Annotated in this window: 17 protein-coding genes; 10 read left to right on the top strand and 7 right to left on the bottom strand. The window is 70.6% G+C overall.

The window, feature by feature from the left end:
• The first annotated feature begins 3 nt into the window (after window positions 1-3).
• A complete protein-coding gene (locus AB0B45_RS13615; protein ID WP_358129609.1) occupies window positions 4-270 on the top strand; it encodes a hypothetical protein in 267 nt (88 codons plus the stop codon).
• Here AB0B45_RS13615 and AB0B45_RS13610 read toward each other — a convergent pair.
• Together AB0B45_RS13610 and AB0B45_RS13605 are read right to left on the bottom strand one after the other, a co-directional pair.
• On the bottom strand, window positions 251-973 hold the full coding sequence (locus tag AB0B45_RS13610; RefSeq protein WP_358129606.1) for an ABC transporter permease: 723 nt from the start codon (window positions 971-973) through the stop codon (window positions 251-253). The genes AB0B45_RS13615 and AB0B45_RS13610 overlap by 20 nt on opposite strands.
• Window positions 970-1,668 carry an ATP-binding cassette domain-containing protein gene (locus tag AB0B45_RS13605; protein WP_358129604.1) on the bottom strand — a complete coding sequence of 233 codons (699 nt, stop codon included), beginning with the start codon at window positions 1,666-1,668 and terminating at the stop codon, window positions 970-972. The genes AB0B45_RS13610 and AB0B45_RS13605 overlap by 4 nt, the downstream gene beginning before the upstream one ends.
• A 53-nt stretch (window positions 1,669-1,721) precedes the next feature.
• Here AB0B45_RS13605 and AB0B45_RS13600 point away from each other — a divergent pair, with 53 nt between their 5' ends.
• The 3 genes from AB0B45_RS13600 to AB0B45_RS13590 all read left to right on the top strand — a co-directional run bounded on the left by AB0B45_RS13600 (window position 1,722) and on the right by AB0B45_RS13590 (window position 3,718).
• The gene (locus AB0B45_RS13600) at window positions 1,722-2,357 is read left to right on the top strand and encodes a TetR/AcrR family transcriptional regulator (protein ID WP_358129602.1); all 636 of its coding nucleotides are present in this window, start codon (window positions 1,722-1,724) and stop codon (window positions 2,355-2,357) included.
• Window positions 2,354-2,833, top strand: coding sequence for a nitroreductase family deazaflavin-dependent oxidoreductase (locus AB0B45_RS13595; RefSeq protein ID WP_358129600.1), 480 nt, complete (start codon window positions 2,354-2,356; stop codon window positions 2,831-2,833). Before AB0B45_RS13600 ends, AB0B45_RS13595 begins: the two co-directional genes overlap by 4 nt.
• A gap of 72 nt (window positions 2,834-2,905) precedes the next feature.
• Window positions 2,906-3,718, top strand: coding sequence for an ion transporter (locus AB0B45_RS13590; RefSeq protein ID WP_358129598.1), 813 nt, complete (start codon window positions 2,906-2,908; stop codon window positions 3,716-3,718).
• Here the strand turns inward: AB0B45_RS13590 and AB0B45_RS13585 are convergent.
• Both AB0B45_RS13585 and rpsD read right to left on the bottom strand, forming a co-directional pair.
• On the bottom strand, window positions 3,715-4,923 hold the full coding sequence (locus AB0B45_RS13585) for a low temperature requirement protein A (protein ID WP_358129595.1): 1,209 nt from the start codon (window positions 4,921-4,923) through the stop codon (window positions 3,715-3,717). The genes AB0B45_RS13590 and AB0B45_RS13585 overlap by 4 nt on opposite strands.
• Before the next feature lie 2 nt (window positions 4,924-4,925).
• A complete protein-coding gene (gene rpsD / locus AB0B45_RS13580) occupies window positions 4,926-5,540 on the bottom strand; it encodes a 30S ribosomal protein S4 (RefSeq protein WP_358130258.1) in 615 nt (204 codons plus the stop codon).
• 76 nt (window positions 5,541-5,616) lie between these two features.
• Between rpsD and AB0B45_RS13575 the strand changes: the two genes are divergently transcribed.
• Window positions 5,617-6,339, top strand: a complete 723-nt coding sequence (locus AB0B45_RS13575) for a DUF2470 domain-containing protein (RefSeq protein ID WP_358129593.1) — start codon at window positions 5,617-5,619, stop codon at window positions 6,337-6,339.
• Window positions 6,340-6,526: 187 nt separating this feature from the next.
• Here the strand turns inward: AB0B45_RS13575 and AB0B45_RS13570 are convergent, their stop codons facing one another.
• The 3 genes from AB0B45_RS13570 to AB0B45_RS13560 are packed head-to-tail and all read right to left on the bottom strand — an operon-like array spanning window position 6,527 to window position 8,509.
• Complete coding sequence (locus AB0B45_RS13570; RefSeq protein WP_358129590.1) at window positions 6,527-6,895, bottom strand: hypothetical protein; 369 nt, start codon at window positions 6,893-6,895, stop codon at window positions 6,527-6,529.
• Window positions 6,879-7,295: a hypothetical protein gene (locus AB0B45_RS13565; RefSeq protein ID WP_358129588.1), complete on the bottom strand. Its 417-nt coding sequence runs from the start codon at window positions 7,293-7,295 to the stop codon at window positions 6,879-6,881. Before AB0B45_RS13565 ends, AB0B45_RS13570 begins: the two co-directional genes overlap by 17 nt.
• A 26-nt stretch (window positions 7,296-7,321) precedes the next feature.
• On the bottom strand, window positions 7,322-8,509 hold the full coding sequence (locus tag AB0B45_RS13560) for an ROK family transcriptional regulator (RefSeq protein WP_358129585.1): 1,188 nt from the start codon (window positions 8,507-8,509) through the stop codon (window positions 7,322-7,324).
• A gap of 140 nt (window positions 8,510-8,649) precedes the next feature.
• Between AB0B45_RS13560 and zwf the strand changes: the two genes are divergently transcribed.
• From zwf to lepB, 5 genes are all read left to right on the top strand, one after another.
• Complete coding sequence (gene zwf / locus AB0B45_RS13555; RefSeq protein WP_358129582.1) at window positions 8,650-10,110, top strand: glucose-6-phosphate dehydrogenase; 1,461 nt, start codon at window positions 8,650-8,652, stop codon at window positions 10,108-10,110.
• Between the two features lie 5 nt (window positions 10,111-10,115).
• The gene (gene edd / locus AB0B45_RS13550) at window positions 10,116-12,017 is read left to right on the top strand and encodes a phosphogluconate dehydratase (protein ID WP_358129579.1); all 1,902 of its coding nucleotides are present in this window, start codon (window positions 10,116-10,118) and stop codon (window positions 12,015-12,017) included.
• 73 nt (window positions 12,018-12,090) lie between these two features.
• Entirely contained in the window at window positions 12,091-13,050 is a 960-nt protein-coding gene (glk, locus tag AB0B45_RS13545; RefSeq protein WP_358130256.1) for a glucokinase, read from the top strand.
• Window positions 13,047-13,658 (top strand): bifunctional 4-hydroxy-2-oxoglutarate aldolase/2-dehydro-3-deoxy-phosphogluconate aldolase, encoded by a 612-nt coding sequence (gene eda, locus AB0B45_RS13540; RefSeq protein ID WP_358129576.1) that lies wholly within the window; start codon window positions 13,047-13,049, stop codon window positions 13,656-13,658. Before glk ends, eda begins: the two co-directional genes overlap by 4 nt.
• A 270-nt stretch (window positions 13,659-13,928) precedes the next feature.
• Window positions 13,929-14,687: a signal peptidase I gene (lepB, locus tag AB0B45_RS13535; RefSeq protein ID WP_358129573.1), complete on the top strand. Its 759-nt coding sequence runs from the start codon at window positions 13,929-13,931 to the stop codon at window positions 14,685-14,687.
• The last annotated feature ends 3 nt before the right edge of the window (window positions 14,688-14,690 follow it).

The raw sequence follows: 14,690 nt of genomic DNA, 5'->3' as shown, positions 1-14,690 counted from the left end.
CTCATGGAGCAGCGCGGATCCGACGGCGGCGAGCGGCGCCTCGTCCTGATAACGGTGCGGCTGCCGCAGGGCGCGACGCTCGCCGACGCGATCGAGCGGCTTCGCCTGTCGGAGGCGGATGTGGACACCGGCTACGGCCTGGTCCTCATCGACCCCGACCAGGGTCTGTACGGCCTGCGCGTGACGGAGGAGGCGGGCCGCACGGCCGGTCCGCCCTTCTCCGATCCCAGGATCGAGCCCTACGGCCCGCCTAGGCGTTCGCGCGACTGAAGATCCGGTTGCCGACCGTCAGGCTGATCGCCGCGAAGGCCGCCACGACCAGCACGCCGATCGCGACCGTGCTGGTCGTGTAGCGCCCGGAGAACAGCTCGCGCATGGCCTCGAGGACGTAGCGGAACGGGCTGACGTACGACAGCGCGTTCAGCCAGCCCGGCGCCATCGACATCGGCAGGAACGTGCCGGACAGCAACATCAGCGGCCAGACCGCGGTCATCATCACCGGCGCGAACAGGTGCTCGTTCAGCCGCATCGCCGCCGCGTAGGACAGCGCGGCGAGACTGACGCCGAGCACGACCACGAGGAGCAGCCCCCCGACCACCCCGAGGACGGGGGCGCGCAGGCCCAGGGCGTAGGCGACGGCGACCAGCAGCACGGTCTGGACCACCAGCGTGAAGGCGTTGGTGAGCACCCGTCCGAGCAGCAGGGACAGGCGGCCGGCCGGGGTCACCCTGAGCCGTTCGAGCACGCCCGAGCGCCAGTCGAAGACCACTCCGAATCCCGCCAGGCCCGCGCTGAGCAGCCCGAGCTGGATGATCAGGCCGGGCACCAGCGTCTCCCACGTGCCGAAGGTGGCGAAGATCGGCCCGAACAGCACCAGGAAGAACAGCGGCTGGGCGGCCGAGATGAGGATGCCGAGCTTGTTGCGCAGGATGATGCGGGTGTCGTGCCGGAAGATCAGCCAGGTGTCCCTCATGACGCGATCTCCATGAACGCCTCGATCAGCGTGCGCTCACCCTTGAGCTCCGCGGGGGTGCCCTGGGCGGCGATCCTTCCGCCGTCGATGATCAGCAGCCGGTCGCAGAGCGCCTCCGCCTCCTCCAGGTAGTGCGTGGACAGGAACACCGTGAGGTCGAGCGAGCGGATGTGCTCCCACAGCCCGGCCCTGCTCTGCGGGTCGAGCCCGGTGGTCGGCTCATCGAGGAAGAGCACGGACGGGCGGTGCAGCAGGCTGAAGGCGATGTCGAAGCGGCGCCGCTGGCCGCCGGAGAGCGCGCCGCCCGGCGTGTTCTCCATACCGGTCAGTTGGAGGGTCTCCAGTGTCTGCGCGATCCGCGCGCGGGCTTCGGCGCGGCTCATGCCGTACAGCATGGCCTGCAGTTCGAGCTCGTCGCCGAGGGGGTTGATCGGGTTGATGCCTCCGCTCTGCGAGACGTAGCCGATGCTGCGGCGCACGCCGCGAGGGTCGGTCAGCAGGTCGTGACCCGCGATGGTGGCCGCGCCCGAGGTGGGCGGGAGCAGGGTCGTCAGCATGCGCATGGTCGTGGTCTTGCCGGCGCCGTTGGGGCCGAGGAAGCCGACGATCTCGCCTGGCGCGACGGAGAAGTCGACGCCGTTCACGGCGTGCACGCCGTTCTTGAAGGTCTTGGTCAGACCGGATACATCGATCACATTTTTAGAGTAACCACAATTTTAGAGTCACTGCAATCTTGTAGCATGTCCACATGGACGAGGGGCTGCGGGAGCGAAAGAAGCGGGAGACCAGGCAGCGCATCGCCGACATGGCGATGGGGCTGTTCATGATGCGCGGGTTCGAGCAGGTCACGGTGGCCGAGGTGGCCAGGGCCGCCGACGTGTCGGTCAACACGGTCTTCAACTACTTCGGGACCAAGGAGGATCTCTTCCTCGACCGGCGCGAGGAGGTCGAGGAGCTGCAGAGCAACGTGGTGCGCGAGCGGCGGCGGGGCGAGAGCGTCGTGGCCGCCTTCCGCCGCGACTTCCTGGAGGCGGTCGAGGAGCGCGACTGGCGTTACGGCCTCAACGAGGGCTCCGACGTGTTCGGCCGTATCGTCGGCGAGAGCCCCTCGCTGATGGCCCGCTTCAGGGAGCTGGAACACGAGCAGACCCAGCGCCTGGCCATGACGCTGGCGGAGGAGTCGGACGCCGACCCCGACGACCTGACGCCGCGCCTGGTCGCCGCGCAGATCATGGAGACGACGCGCCTGCTGTCCCGGCACGCGATCGCGCGCAGGCTCGCGGGCGAGAGCTGGGCGGAGATCCTCCCCCTCCTCAGGACGCAGGCGGAGCGGGCCTTCGATCTTCTGGAAAGCGGAATCTCGGACTACTGTGTTCGAATGTGACGATCATTGAGCGGTTGAAGCCGTTCTTCCAGTGGCTGGCGGGCACCGACGCCTTCATGAAGGTCGGCCCGAAGATCGTCCCCGCGATGGACCGCCTGGTCCACAAGGTCACCAGAGGCCGCCCGATCAGCGACAAGATGATCCCCACGCTCGTGCTCACCACGACAGGCGCCAAGACCGGGCAGGCGCGGGAGGCGCCACTGGCGTGCCTGCCCGAGCCAGGGGGCGCCTTCCTGATCGTGGGCAGCAACTTCGGCAGGGACCACCACCCCGCGTGGAGCGGCAACCTGCTCAAGACGCCCGAGGCCGTCGTCAGCTTCAGGGGGACGCGGGTCGCCGTCGTGGCGAGGCTGCTGGAGGGCGAGGAGCGCGAGCGCGCCTGGCCAGGCCTGGTCGCGCAGTGGCCGGTCTACGACCGCTACACCGTCAAGTCCGGCAGGCACCTGCGTGTCTTCAGGCTGACGCCCGTTGACTGATCGTCCGCGGCACGTCCACCCCCGCCCCTCATGGGGGTCTGCTCATGTACCACCCTCACAAGGAGTTCCTCTGTGCGCGAGCGCGCTCGTCTGATCATCGAGAGCCCACGCTTCCAGCGATTCGTCATCGCCGTCATCCTGATCAACGCGGCCACCCTGGGTCTGGAGACCTTTCCCTGGGTGATGGAGAACGCCGCGCCCGTGCTGGGCGCGGTCGATCACGCGGCGCTGTACGTCTTCGTCGCCGAACTGCTCGCCAAGGTCTACGTCTACCGAGGGCGCTTCGCCCGCGACCCGTGGAACATCTTCGACACCGTCATCGTCGCCATCGCCGTCCTGCCTGCCGCGGGCGGCCTGTCGGTGCTGCGCGCGCTGCGCATCCTGCGGGTGCTGCGCCTGGTGTCGATCGTGCCGAGCCTGCGGCGCGTGGTCAACGCGCTGCTGGCGGCGATGCCGGGGATGAGCTCCATCGTGGTGCTTCTCACGCTCGTGCTGTACGTCGGCGGCGTCATGGCCACCAAGCTCTACGGCTCGACCGCTCCGGAGTACTTCGGCTCGCTGCCGGTCTCGCTGTTCACACTGTTCCAGACCATGACGGGCGAGGCCTGGCCGGACATCGCCCGCGAGGTCATGGCCGCGCACCCCTCGGCCTGGATCTTCTTCGTCGTCTTCATCCTCATCTGCAGTTTCGTGGTGCTGAACCTCTTCATGGCGGTCGTGGTGAGCGCCATGGACGACGAGAAGCACGCGGAGGAGGAGGCGCTGGCCGAGGTCGTGGAGGAGACCTCGGCCAGCGCCACCAACGCGATCATGGCCGAGCTCGCGGCGCTGCGGGCGGAGGTCAGGCAGCTGCGCGAGGAGGTGAGCGTCAGCGCGCCCGGCTAGGCGGGCTGTACGGCGGGCGAGGGGGCGGGCGGCTTGTAGAGCACCCGCCACAGCGCGATGGCCAGCATGAGTGCGACCAGACCCCAGCCCGGCACGGGCCCGGCGAACAGTCCTACGAGCAGCGGCGCCACGACTGTGGGCAGCGCCCAGAGCAGGATCCACCGCTGCCCGGCCTTGGCGGCGACGCCGAGCAGGGTCGAGACGGCGAAGTAGGCCGCGAGCCCGCCGCACAGCAGCCAGCGGATCCCGCCGGGCACGTGTCCCTCGGTGTGCCCGGCCACCAGGCCGAGGCCCGCGGCGACCGTGGTGATCGAGGCGGTCATGACGAAGTGGGCGGGCAGCAGCAGGTACGGCTTGAGCCCCTGCTCGCTGGCCTCGGGCACGGCGCTCAGGCCGTAGTGGAGGGTGAGCCACCACAGGCACACGATCAGCCCGAACCCGGCGAGGGCGGCCAGCATGAGGCTCTGGCCCCACGTCTCCTGGTCGGAGGCGGCGACGACCACCTGCATCACCGCCTCGCCGAGCACGATGATCACGAAGAGGCCCAGCCGTTCGCCCAGGTGCGCCGTGTGCAGCACGGCCGCGGCGGGCGTCCCGATCCGCCGGACGGCGCCGCCGCGGCGCAGCTCGCGGGCCTGGAGGCGAGCGTGGTGGTTGCGCATCTCCTCGACCAGCCGCTCGGGATTGCGCACCTGGATCACGGTGAAGGCGATGTCGAGCGCCATCCCGATGCCCCACATGAGGTAGCGCCACAGCGGGTCGTCGACGAACAGCGAGCCGATCCACGGGCCGAGTCCGATGCCGAGCTGGGCGGCCGGCCACGCGGTGACGACCGCCCCCGTCGCCTGCAGCGACCTGGAGGCGCTGATCCTGCAGATGACGTAGGCGACCACGAAGGCCGTGTCGTGCGTGCCCAGCGCTCCAGGGAGGTTGTCGGCGACGTGCGGGGCGGCCGCGGCCATGACCGCGATGCAGAACATCCCGATCAGCATGCTGCGGGTGCGGGTCTTGTCCGCCTCGACGTTGGAGTAGAGCGTGAGCGAGGTCCACACACTCCACACCGCGTAGTACAGCACCGCGAAGAGGGCCAGATCAGCCCAGGTCGGGTGGTGCAGGCGGTGCGCGAGCTGCGCCACCGCCACGACGACCACCAGATCGAAGAAGAGCTCGAGCCAGCTGGCGTGGCGTTCCTCGGTGTGATTCACGACTAACGAGAGTAGAACTCCACCACGAGCTGCTCGTCCACGGGTACCGCGATCTGATCGCGCTCGGGTCTGGCGACCAGCGTGAAGGTCAGGTCGGCGTGGTCGACGCTCAGGTAGCCGGCGATCCGCTCGTCCGCGTGGACGCCCGCGGTCGCGGCCACGAACGGCTGCATCGTGCGCGAACGCTCGCGCACGCTGACGACCTGTCCGGGCTTGACCAGGTAGCTGGGGATGTCGACCTTGCGGCCGTCGACGCTGATGTGGCCGTGGGCGACGTACTGCCTGGCGGCGTAGATCGAGGGGGCGAGGCCCGAGCGGAGCACGAGCGAGGCCAGGCGGCTCTCCAGCAGCACGACGAGCTCGGCGCCCGAGGCGCCCGACTTGCGCACGGCCAGGTCCCAGTAGCGGCGCAGCTGGCGCTCGGAGACGTCGTAGTACCAGCGCAGCTTCTGCTTCTCCATCAGCCGCAGACCGTAGTCACCGGTGGTGCGGCGGTTGGTCTTGCGGCCGTGCTCGCCCGGCGGGTAGGGGCGCTGCTCGAAATAGCGGACGGCTTTCCTGGTCAGCGGGACGCCCGCGCGTCGGGACAGTCGCACCTTCGGGCCGGTGTAGCGCACGTTCACCTCATGTGGTTAGGTAATGCTTACTAAGGCAAGCCTAACCTATATTCATCGTCGATCTCAAGGAGACGCCATGCCTCTGGCCGCCCCTCCGCTGCCCGAACGCGTCCGCACCCTCGCCGCGACCTCGCGGGCCGCGCAGCTGATCGTCGACGGCGCCCGGTCTCCCGTGAGAGGGGCCGTCGACTCCCGCGGCCGTCCCGTCCTGCTCGTCAGGCCGGGCGAGCGGCTGCACGGGCTGCGCGGCGACGCGGTCGTGTCGGTGAATTTGACCGCGATGCGGTGGCTGGGCGAGGTGGAGCACCCCCGCGGGCTGATCGAGGTCCAGGGATGGGCCGAGGCCGTGCCCGAGGGCGAGGCGCGGGAGGCAGCGGTGGCGATCTCGGCGCACACCGCCGACGAGGGCCTGTTCGAGGCCCTGGAGCGGTACGGCTCGCCGGACGCGCCCCGCCTGCTGCGCCTCGACGTCGGCCAGGTGGTCTACCTGACGGGCGAGGAGTCGGGCGTGCTGGACGCCGACGAGTACCTTGAGGCCTCGCCCGACCCGCTGTCCGAGGTGGCCGAGCAGGTGCTGGCCCACGTCAACGGCTCGCACCGGCAGCAGCTCGCGGCGGGCGTCGGGCGGCTGCTCGGGCGCCCGGCCGAGTCGGTGTGGCTGTGGGAGCTCGACAGGTACGGCGCGACGGTCAGGCTCGACGACGAGGACGCCTCGCTGGTCCGCTTCCCATGGCCGGTGCCCGCCGGCACGGGATCGTGCCTGGAAACCGCACTCAGAGGCATCCTCTGCGCCTGCTGAGCCGGGCCGCGACAGCGGGTATCTTGATCCACCCGCTCGGCGGCTCACCTACCATGCATGTCGTGAGCGATACCGGGCGGCGCGAGCGCGCCATGATGACCATCGCGGCTCTCGCCGGCACGATGATGCTGGCGTTCTCGGCGATCCTCATAGGCGGATCCCTGCCCTCACCAGGGCCGTGGAGGGCTCAGGGCGAGGCCGAACCGCCGTCGCCCGCCGAGCGGCCCGCCGGCACGCACTCGGTGAGCAGCACCCCCCGCTCGACCGAGCGGGCCTCGCTCCAGCGCGAGACGCCCGTGCCGCCCGCCACCCACGACATCCGCCCGTCGGCTGCCCCCTCGCCGCCCGCCTCATCGCCCGCGTCGTCGCCCGCCAGGAGCAGGCCGACGCGCAGCCCCGGCATGGTCCCACCGGCCACGCCCACCGAGAACCCGGAGATGTCGGCCGCCGCCAGGCCGTCCGCGCCGGGGCTGATCGAGGCGACCTCGGCGTCGCCCGAGCCGCCGCGGCGGACGAGGAAGCCGAAGAAACCGAAGAAGCTAGTCCGTCGCGACACGAACCTCAGGGAAGTCACCGATCCTGGCCTTGAGCGGGGCAGCGCTTTCTGAGGGCAGCGCAAGCATCGCCCAGAACTCCTTGGTCTGGCCCGGCTCGAAGCTCTCGGCCCCCAGGCGGACGCCCGAGGTCCCGCTGCAGGCGCAGTAGGCGTCGGTGTCGCCATCGGTGGTGACCATGATCCGTCCAGGCAGGTACCTGCGGCGGGCCGCCACGTCCGTGAGACGGACGTTGCCGGCGCCGAAGTACTTGAAGGTCGGCGAGGGGCTCGACGCCGGAGCGAACGACGAGGGCGGTGACGCCGGCGGCGGCGACGGCTTCGCCACGGGAAGGAAGGCGGCGGGACCGCACCCGGCGAGCAGGATCACAAATACGGCGAACGGCACGATCCTTGACCACATCCGGCAGATCTCGCCATAGCCGACTGTCAGCGCGTCAGGCGATTCGTCAGCGTTTCGTCCACGGCGTCCGGTGACAGGACGTGGTCCAGCACCATCACCGCGCACCCGCTGATGCCCGCCGCCGCCCCCAGCTTGCTGGTCTCGATCCGCAGGCGGCGCGTGGCCAGCGCGGTCGAGCGGCGGTAGACGACCTCGCGGATGCTCGACACCAGCGGCCCGAACGCCTCGGCCACGTCGCCGCCGAGCACGACCACCGCGGGGTTGAGGATGTTGACCGCACCCGCGATCACCTCGCCGATCCTGCGGCCGGCCTCGCGCACGATCGCCATCGTCCCCGCGTCGCCCGCGCGCACCAGCGCGGTCACGTCCGCGATGGTCTTCACGTCCCGCCCGGCCGCGCGCAGGTCGCGCAGCAGGGCGGTCCCGCTGGCCACCGAGTCGACGCAGTCGACGTTTCCGCACCTGCACAGCACGCCCCCGCCGTCGCGCACGGGGATGTGGCCGATCTCCCCGGCCGCGCCGAGCGCGCCGCGCAGGATCTCGCCGCCCGCGATGACGCCTGCGCCGATCCTGGTGGAGATCTTCACGAACATCAGGTCGCCGGTCTCCTCGGCGTAGACGCCGCGGTGCTCGCCGATGGCCAGGACGTTCACGTCGTTGTCGACGAAGACGGGGACGGGGAAGCGCTCGCGGATCAGCGGGGGGATCACCACGCCGGTCCAGCTGGCCATCACCCTGGCCGACTCCGTACGGCCGGCGGCGAACTCGACGGTCGCGGGCACGCCCATGCCCACGCCCTTGACCCGGCTGCCGGGGCAGCCTTCGAGCAGTTCGTCCCAGGTGTCCATGAGCAGCGGCAGCACCACGTCAGGCCCCTGCTCCACGTCGATGACGAACTCGCGGCCCGCCAGCTCGCGGCCCGCCAGGTCGCAGACCGCCACCCGGGTCCGGCTCGCGCCGAGCGCGGCCACCAGCACGACGCCGCCCGAGGCGTTGAACTCCAGCCGCACAGGGGGGCGGCCGCCCGTGGAGGGCGCGTCGGTCCGCTCGACCACCAGGCCGCGATCGAGCAGCTCGCCGACGCGCAGCGACACCGCCGGTCGCGACAGGCCCGTCACCCGCCCGAGGTCCGCTCGCGTGACGGCTTCACCGGTGCGGATGAGGTCGAGGACCTCCCCGCTGGTGGCGAGCGTGGCTGCGGTACGTCTGGGCATCGGCCAAGTGAATCACAGACGGTTAGGTAATGAAAAGTCATGACTTTCTCATCTCAAATAGCAAAAGCCCGCTTGTGTACTCTCCTAACTCTGACTAATGTCCGTTCTGTCCTTCCTTGGTAGATCATCGGAGTCCAGCCGTGTTGTCCCCCACCTGTCACACCGCCGATCTGGTCGTCTTCGGCGGCACCGGCGACCTGTCGATGCGCAAGCTGTTGCCCGCCTTGTTCCACTCCGACCTGGAGGGCAGGCTCGCCCCCGAGACGCGGATCATCGCCATGTCTCGCGGCGGACTGACCGACGCCGACTTCCGCGGCAAGGTCGACGCCGAGGTGCGCTCCGCCGTACCCGATGACGCGGAGACCTGGCAGCGCTTCATCGGCCGGCTGTACCACGTGTCGGTCGACGTCGGCGGTGAGGACGGCAGCGGCTGGTCCAGCGTGGTGAAGATGCTGGCGGGACACGAGGACAGGGACAGGGTCTTCTACCTGGCCAGCCCGCCCATGACCTTCGGACCGTTCTGCAGGGAGCTGCAGCAGGCGGGTCTTGTCACCCCCCTTTCCCGTGTGGTGCTGGAGAAGCCGCTCGGCCGCGACCTGGTCAGCGCCCAGCGCATCAACGACGAGGTCGGCGAGATCTTCGACGAGCGGCAGATCTTCCGCATCGACCACTACCTCGGCAAGGAGACGGTGCAGAACCTGCTCGTCCTGCGCTTCGCCAACGCCTTCCTCGAGCCGATCTGGAACTCCCTCTGGATCGACCACGTGCAGATCACCGCGGCCGAGACCGTCGGCACTCCCGGACGCCGCGGCTACTACGACCACGCGGGCGCGCTGCGCGACATGGTGCAGAACCACCTGCTGCAGCTGCTGACGCTGGTCGCCATGGAACCGCCCGCGCGCAACGACCGCGAGGCGATCCGCGACGAGAAGGTCAAGGTGCTGCAGTCGCTGCGGCCCATCGTCGGCACGGAGGTGGACCGCTTCACCGTGCGCGGCCAGTACACCGGCGCCGGCGACATGCCCTCCTACCTCGACGAGCCCGCCTCCACGCCGACGACGGAGGCCTCGCGCAGGGTCGAGACCTTCACCGCGATCCGCGCCGAGGTCAAGAACTGGCGCTGGGCGGGCGTGCCGTTCTACCTGCGGACCGGCAAGCGCATGCCGTACCGGCGCTCGGAGATCGTCATCCAGTTCAAGGACGTGCCGCACTCCATCTTCCCCGGTGGCACGCCCAACCGCCTCGTGCTGCGGCTGCAGCCCGAAGAGGGCATCGAGCTGCACATCATGGCCAAGGAGCCGGGCGCGGGCGAGACCCTGCTGAAGCCGGTGCCGCTGTCGCTCAGCTTCGGCAAGACGTTCGCCACGCGGGTGCCCGAGGCGTACGAGCGGCTGCTGTCCGACGTGCTCAGCGGCAACCCCACCCTGTTCATGCGGCGCGACGAGGTGGAGGCCGCGTGGCGGTGGATCGACCCGATCCTCGCCACGTGGGAGTCGTCCGCCGAGCTCCCCGAGCCCTACCCCGCGGGGACGACCGGTCCCGCGGGCGCCCACGAACTGCTCGGCCGCAGCGGCCGGGCCTGGCACGACGAGGAGGCGTAGAAACAGTGAATCCGACTATCCAGCAGGTGACCGAGCGGGTGGCTGAGCGTTCCCTCGCCAGCCGTACCGTCTATCTGGAGCGCGTCAGGCGCGAGGGCGAGCTGGCCCGCTCGCGCGGCCCCGCCCGCGCGCACCTCGGGTGCGCGAACCTGGCCCACGGCTTCGCCGCCGCCTCGGCCGAGGACAAGCCCCTGCTGAGGGGTACGGCCAAGCCCGGCGTGGCGATCGTGACCAGCTACAACGACATGCTCAGCGCGCACCAGCCGTACGAGAGCTACCCCGGCGAGCTGAAGACGGCCGTGCGGAAGGCCGGCGGCGTCGCGCAGGTCGCCGGCGGCGTGCCCGCCATGTGCGACGGCATCACGCAGGGCAGGGCGGGCATGGAGCTGTCCCTCTACAGCCGCGATGTGATCGCGATGGCGACGGCGATCGCGCTGTCGCACGACATGTTCGACGCCTCGCTCCTGCTGGGCGTCTGCGACAAGATCGTGCCCGGCCTGCTGATCGGCGCGCTGCACTTCGGGCACCTGCCCGCGGTGTTCGTGCCCGCGGGACCGATGGCCTCGGGACTGCCGAACAAGGTCAAGGCCCGCACCCGCCAGCTGTTCGCCGAGGGCAAGATCGGCAGGGACGAGCTGCTCGACGCCGAGTCGAAGTCCTACCACTCCCCCGGCACGTGCACCTTCTACGGCACCGCCAACTCCAACCAGGTGATGATCGAGGTCATGGGCCTGCACCTGCCGGGCTCGACCTTCGTCAACCCGCACACCCCGCTGCGGCACGCGCTCACCGAGGCGGCGGGCGCGCGGGCGGTCGAGATCACCGCGCACGGCGCCGAGTACACGCCCGTGGGCGAGGTCGTCGACGAGAAGGCGATCGTCAACGCCTGCGTCGCGCTGCTGGCCACCGGCGGCTCCACCAACCACACGCTGCACCTGGTCGCCATCGCGGCCGCCGCGGGCATCGTGCTGACGTGGGACGACCTGGCCGCGCTGTCCAAGGTCGTGCCCTCGCTGACGAAGATGTACCCCAACGGCCAGGCCGACGTGAACCACTTCCGCGACGCGGGCGGCATGCAGGCGCTGATCGGCGACCTGCTGGACAACGGGCTGCTGCACGGCGACGTCCTGACGATCGCGGGCAGGGGCCTGGACCACTACAGGTCCGCTCCCACGCTGAAGGAGGACGCGCTGGTCTGGGAGGAGCTCACCTCCGGCAGCGCCGACCTCGACGTGCTGCGGCCCGTCGCCGAGCCGTTCTCCACCGACGGCGGCATCCACATGGTCGACGGCAACCTGGGCTGCGCGGTCAGCAAGGTCTCGGCGGTCAAGCCCGAGCACCTGGTGATCGAGGCGCCGGCGCGCGTCTTCGACGACCAGCTGCAGCTGCTGCGGGCCTTCGAGGCGGGCGAGCTGGACGGGCAGGACTTCGTCGCGGTGATCCGCTACCAGGGGCCGAGCGCGAACGGCATGCCCGAGCTGCACAAGCTGACCCCGCCGATGGCGGTGCTGCTCGACCGCGGGCAGCGGGTGGCGATCGTGACCGACGGGCGGATGTCGGGCGCGTCGGGCAAGGTGCCAGCGGCGATCCACCTGTCGCCCGAGGCGGCCGACGGCGGCCCCATCGCGCTGGTCCGCGACGGGGACCTGATCAGGCTCGACTCGGCGGCGGGAACGCTGGACGTGCTGGCCGACCTGTCGGGGCGCACGCCTGAGGGGCGCGCGCTGAGCGACGCGGAGTGGGTCGGGACGGGACGCGAGCTGTTCTCGGCGTTCCGCAGGATGGCGGGCCACGCCGAGCACGGGGCGAGCGTCTTCGGCGTCAACGGGGCAGAGTCCCCCACCCACGGCCCAGGGCTGGGCTTCGCGGCCCCTGCCGGCTTCGCCCACTCCGAGGTCGCCGAATGACCCCGGCCCCCGACAAGACGCGCGTAGCCCACGGCGCGAGCCCCCGGCGGACCCGAAGGGGTGCCGGGTGAGGATGTTCGACCTGCCGTGGCTGGTGGCCGACATCGGCGGGACCAACGCCAGGTTCGGCCTCGTCACCGAGCCGGGTGGCGCGCCCACCGAGATCACCGTACTGGCCGGCGCCGACCATGACACGCTCCCCGAAGCCGTAGCCGCGTATCTCGCGGACCATGCGGGCGGAGTTCGGCCGGGAGCCGCGTGCCTGGCGGTCGCGGGCCCGATCGACGGCGACTCCTACCGCCTGACCAACCTGCCGTGGACGGGCTCGGTGCGCGACCTCGGCCTGCCGTACGCCACGCTGCTGAACGACTTCGAGGCGCTCGCGGTGTCGCTGCCGCACCTGGCGGGCGACGACCTCGCCTCGCTGGGCGGCCCCGAGCCGGCGGACGGCGTCAAGGCCGTCCTCGGCCCCGGCACGGGCCTCGGCGTGGCCGGGCTGGTGCCCGCCGAGCGCGGCTGGGTGCCGGTCCCCGGCGAGGGCGGCCACGTCACCGTGCCGATCCTCGACGACAGGGAGCTGGAGATCGTCAGAGTCCTGCGCGCGGGCGGCACGCCGCACGTGGTGGCCGAGCACCTGCTGTCGGGTCCCGGCCTCACGCGCCTGCACGACGCGCTGGCCGTGGTGAACGGCGTGCGTGCCCCCAAGCTGGGCGCCTCGGACATCGTGGCCAGGCTCGACGACTCGCTGTGCGCGGAGACCGTCGAGGTGTTCTGCGGCATGCTCGGCAGCTTCGCCGGCAACGTGGCCCTCACGCTCGGCGCGAGGGGCGGGGTCTACCTCGGCGGCGGCGTGCTGCCGCGTATCGTGGACCGGGTCCGCGCCAGCGACTTCCGCCGCCGGTTCGAGGCCACGCCCCACCTCGTCGACTACCTGTCGGCCATCGCCACCACCCTGATCGTCGCGCCGCAACCGGCGCTCACCGGCGCCGCCGCGTGGCTGGCGCAGCAATCGCTGAAGGAGCTCGTCCCATGAGTCTGCTCGACCTCGCCCCCGTGATCCCCGTCGTCGTCGTCGACGACGTGGAGACCGCCGTGCCGATGGCGCGCGCCCTGGTGGCGGGCGGGCTGCCGGTCATCGAGGTCACGCTGCGCACGGCGTGCGGGCTGGAGGCGATCGCGCGCATCGCGGCCGAGGTCCCCGGCGCGGTGATCGGCGCGGGCACGGTCAGGACGCCCGCCGACATCGCGGCTTCGGTGGAGTCCGGCGCGAAGTTCCTGGTCTCGCCGGGGACTACGCCGGCGCTGCTGGACGCCCTGCTCGCCGCCGGGGTGCCCTTCCTGCCCGGCGCGGCGACCGCTTCGGAGGTCATGACCCTGGCCGAGCGCGGGCTCGGCGAGCTCAAGTTCTTCCCCGCCGAGGCCGCGGGCGGCCTGCCGTACCTCAAGTCGCTGGCGGGCCCGCTGCCCGATGTCAGGTTCTGCCCGACGGGCGGGATCAGGCCGGAGACCGCCCGCGACTACCTGGCGCTGCCGAACGTCGGCTGCGTGGGCGGCACCTGGCTCACGCCCGCCGACGCGCTGGCCTCGGGCGACTGGGGACGGGTGGAGAAGCTCGCCGCCGAGGCCGCGGCGCTGCGCTGACGAACGACCACAGACTCGCCGGCGGGACATCCTCCCTCGCCCGCCGCGGCCATGGGTATGCCGTGACCCGGCGCTGAACTCATGGAACAGGCCCGTGGGCGCCAACCCGCGCCCACGGGCCTTTCCCTTGCCATCTCCTGCGGTCCCTGAGCATTGGCTCCTGATTCAGTGGCCTGTATGCCCACTTGACACGGGACACGAGAGGATACGAATTGACTGTTCGGCGTGAGATCAGCAAGCTGAGCTGTCCCATCAGGGATGATGGAACCAGTGACCACGGCGCGGAAGGCGCCTTCCGGGGGGGACGAGGTGGACGTGACGGCCAAGGAGTCGCAGCGACGTGCCGATGGCGGCAAGAGCAAGAAGAAGGGCTCCTCATGGAAGGAGCTGCCGATCCTCATCGTCGTGGCGCTCGGCCTCGCCCTGCTCATCAAGACCTTCATCGTGCAGCCGTTCTACATCCCCTCGGAGTCGATGGAGAACACCCTGCTGATCAACGACAGGGTGCTGGTGAACAAGCTCGTGTACCACACGCGCGACATCGAGCGCGGTGACGTCATCGTCTTCAACGGCGAGGACTCGTGGGATCCCGAGGTGGTGACCGAGGCGCCGAGCAACCCGGTGACGGGTGCGCTGCGCTGGGTCGGCGAGCTGTTCGGGCTGGTGCCTGGCGAGAAGGACTACATCAAGCGCGTCATCGGCGTGCCGGGCGACAAGGTCGAGTGCTGCGACTCCAAGGGCCGGATCACGGTCAACGGAGTGCCGCTCGACGAGAAGAGCTACCTGTATCCGGGTGACGTGCCGTCCGACAAGCAGTTCAAGATCACGGTGCCGGAGGGCAGGCTGTGGGTCATGGGCGACCACAGGTCGGTGTCCTACGACTCGCGCGGCCACATCGGCGACCCGGGCGGCGGCACGATCGCGGTGGACAACGTGCTCGGCCGGGCTTTCGTGATCATGTGGCCGGTGTCGCGATGGAGCTCCCTGGACATACCCGCGACCTTCAACCAGCCGGGCCTGAAGAAGTAGGCG

Origin of the sequence: Nonomuraea sp. NPDC049152 (assembly GCF_040648355.1) — a bacterium.
GTDB lineage: Bacteria > Actinomycetota > Actinomycetes > Streptosporangiales > Streptosporangiaceae > Nonomuraea.
The sequence above is the reverse complement of the archived record's forward strand: the minus strand, read 5'-3'. Positions and strand labels throughout refer to the sequence as shown.

Coding starts and splice junctions, on each gene's coding strand:
- AB0B45_RS13615 (WP_358129609.1), top strand. CDS start 4: ATGGAGCAGCGCGGATCCGACGGCGGCGAGCGGCGCCTCGTCCTGATA.
- AB0B45_RS13610 (WP_358129606.1), bottom strand. CDS start 973: ATGAGGGACACCTGGCTGATCTTCCGGCACGACACCCGCATCATCCTG.
- AB0B45_RS13600 (WP_358129602.1), top strand. CDS start 1,722: ATGGACGAGGGGCTGCGGGAGCGAAAGAAGCGGGAGACCAGGCAGCGC.
- AB0B45_RS13575 (WP_358129593.1), top strand. CDS start 5,617: ATGCCTCTGGCCGCCCCTCCGCTGCCCGAACGCGTCCGCACCCTCGCC.
- AB0B45_RS13565 (WP_358129588.1), bottom strand. CDS start 7,295: ATGTGGTCAAGGATCGTGCCGTTCGCCGTATTTGTGATCCTGCTCGCC.
- AB0B45_RS13560 (WP_358129585.1), bottom strand. CDS start 8,509: ATGCCCAGACGTACCGCAGCCACGCTCGCCACCAGCGGGGAGGTCCTC.
- glk (WP_358130256.1), top strand. CDS start 12,091: ATGTTCGACCTGCCGTGGCTGGTGGCCGACATCGGCGGGACCAACGCC.
- eda (WP_358129576.1), top strand. CDS start 13,047: ATGAGTCTGCTCGACCTCGCCCCCGTGATCCCCGTCGTCGTCGTCGAC.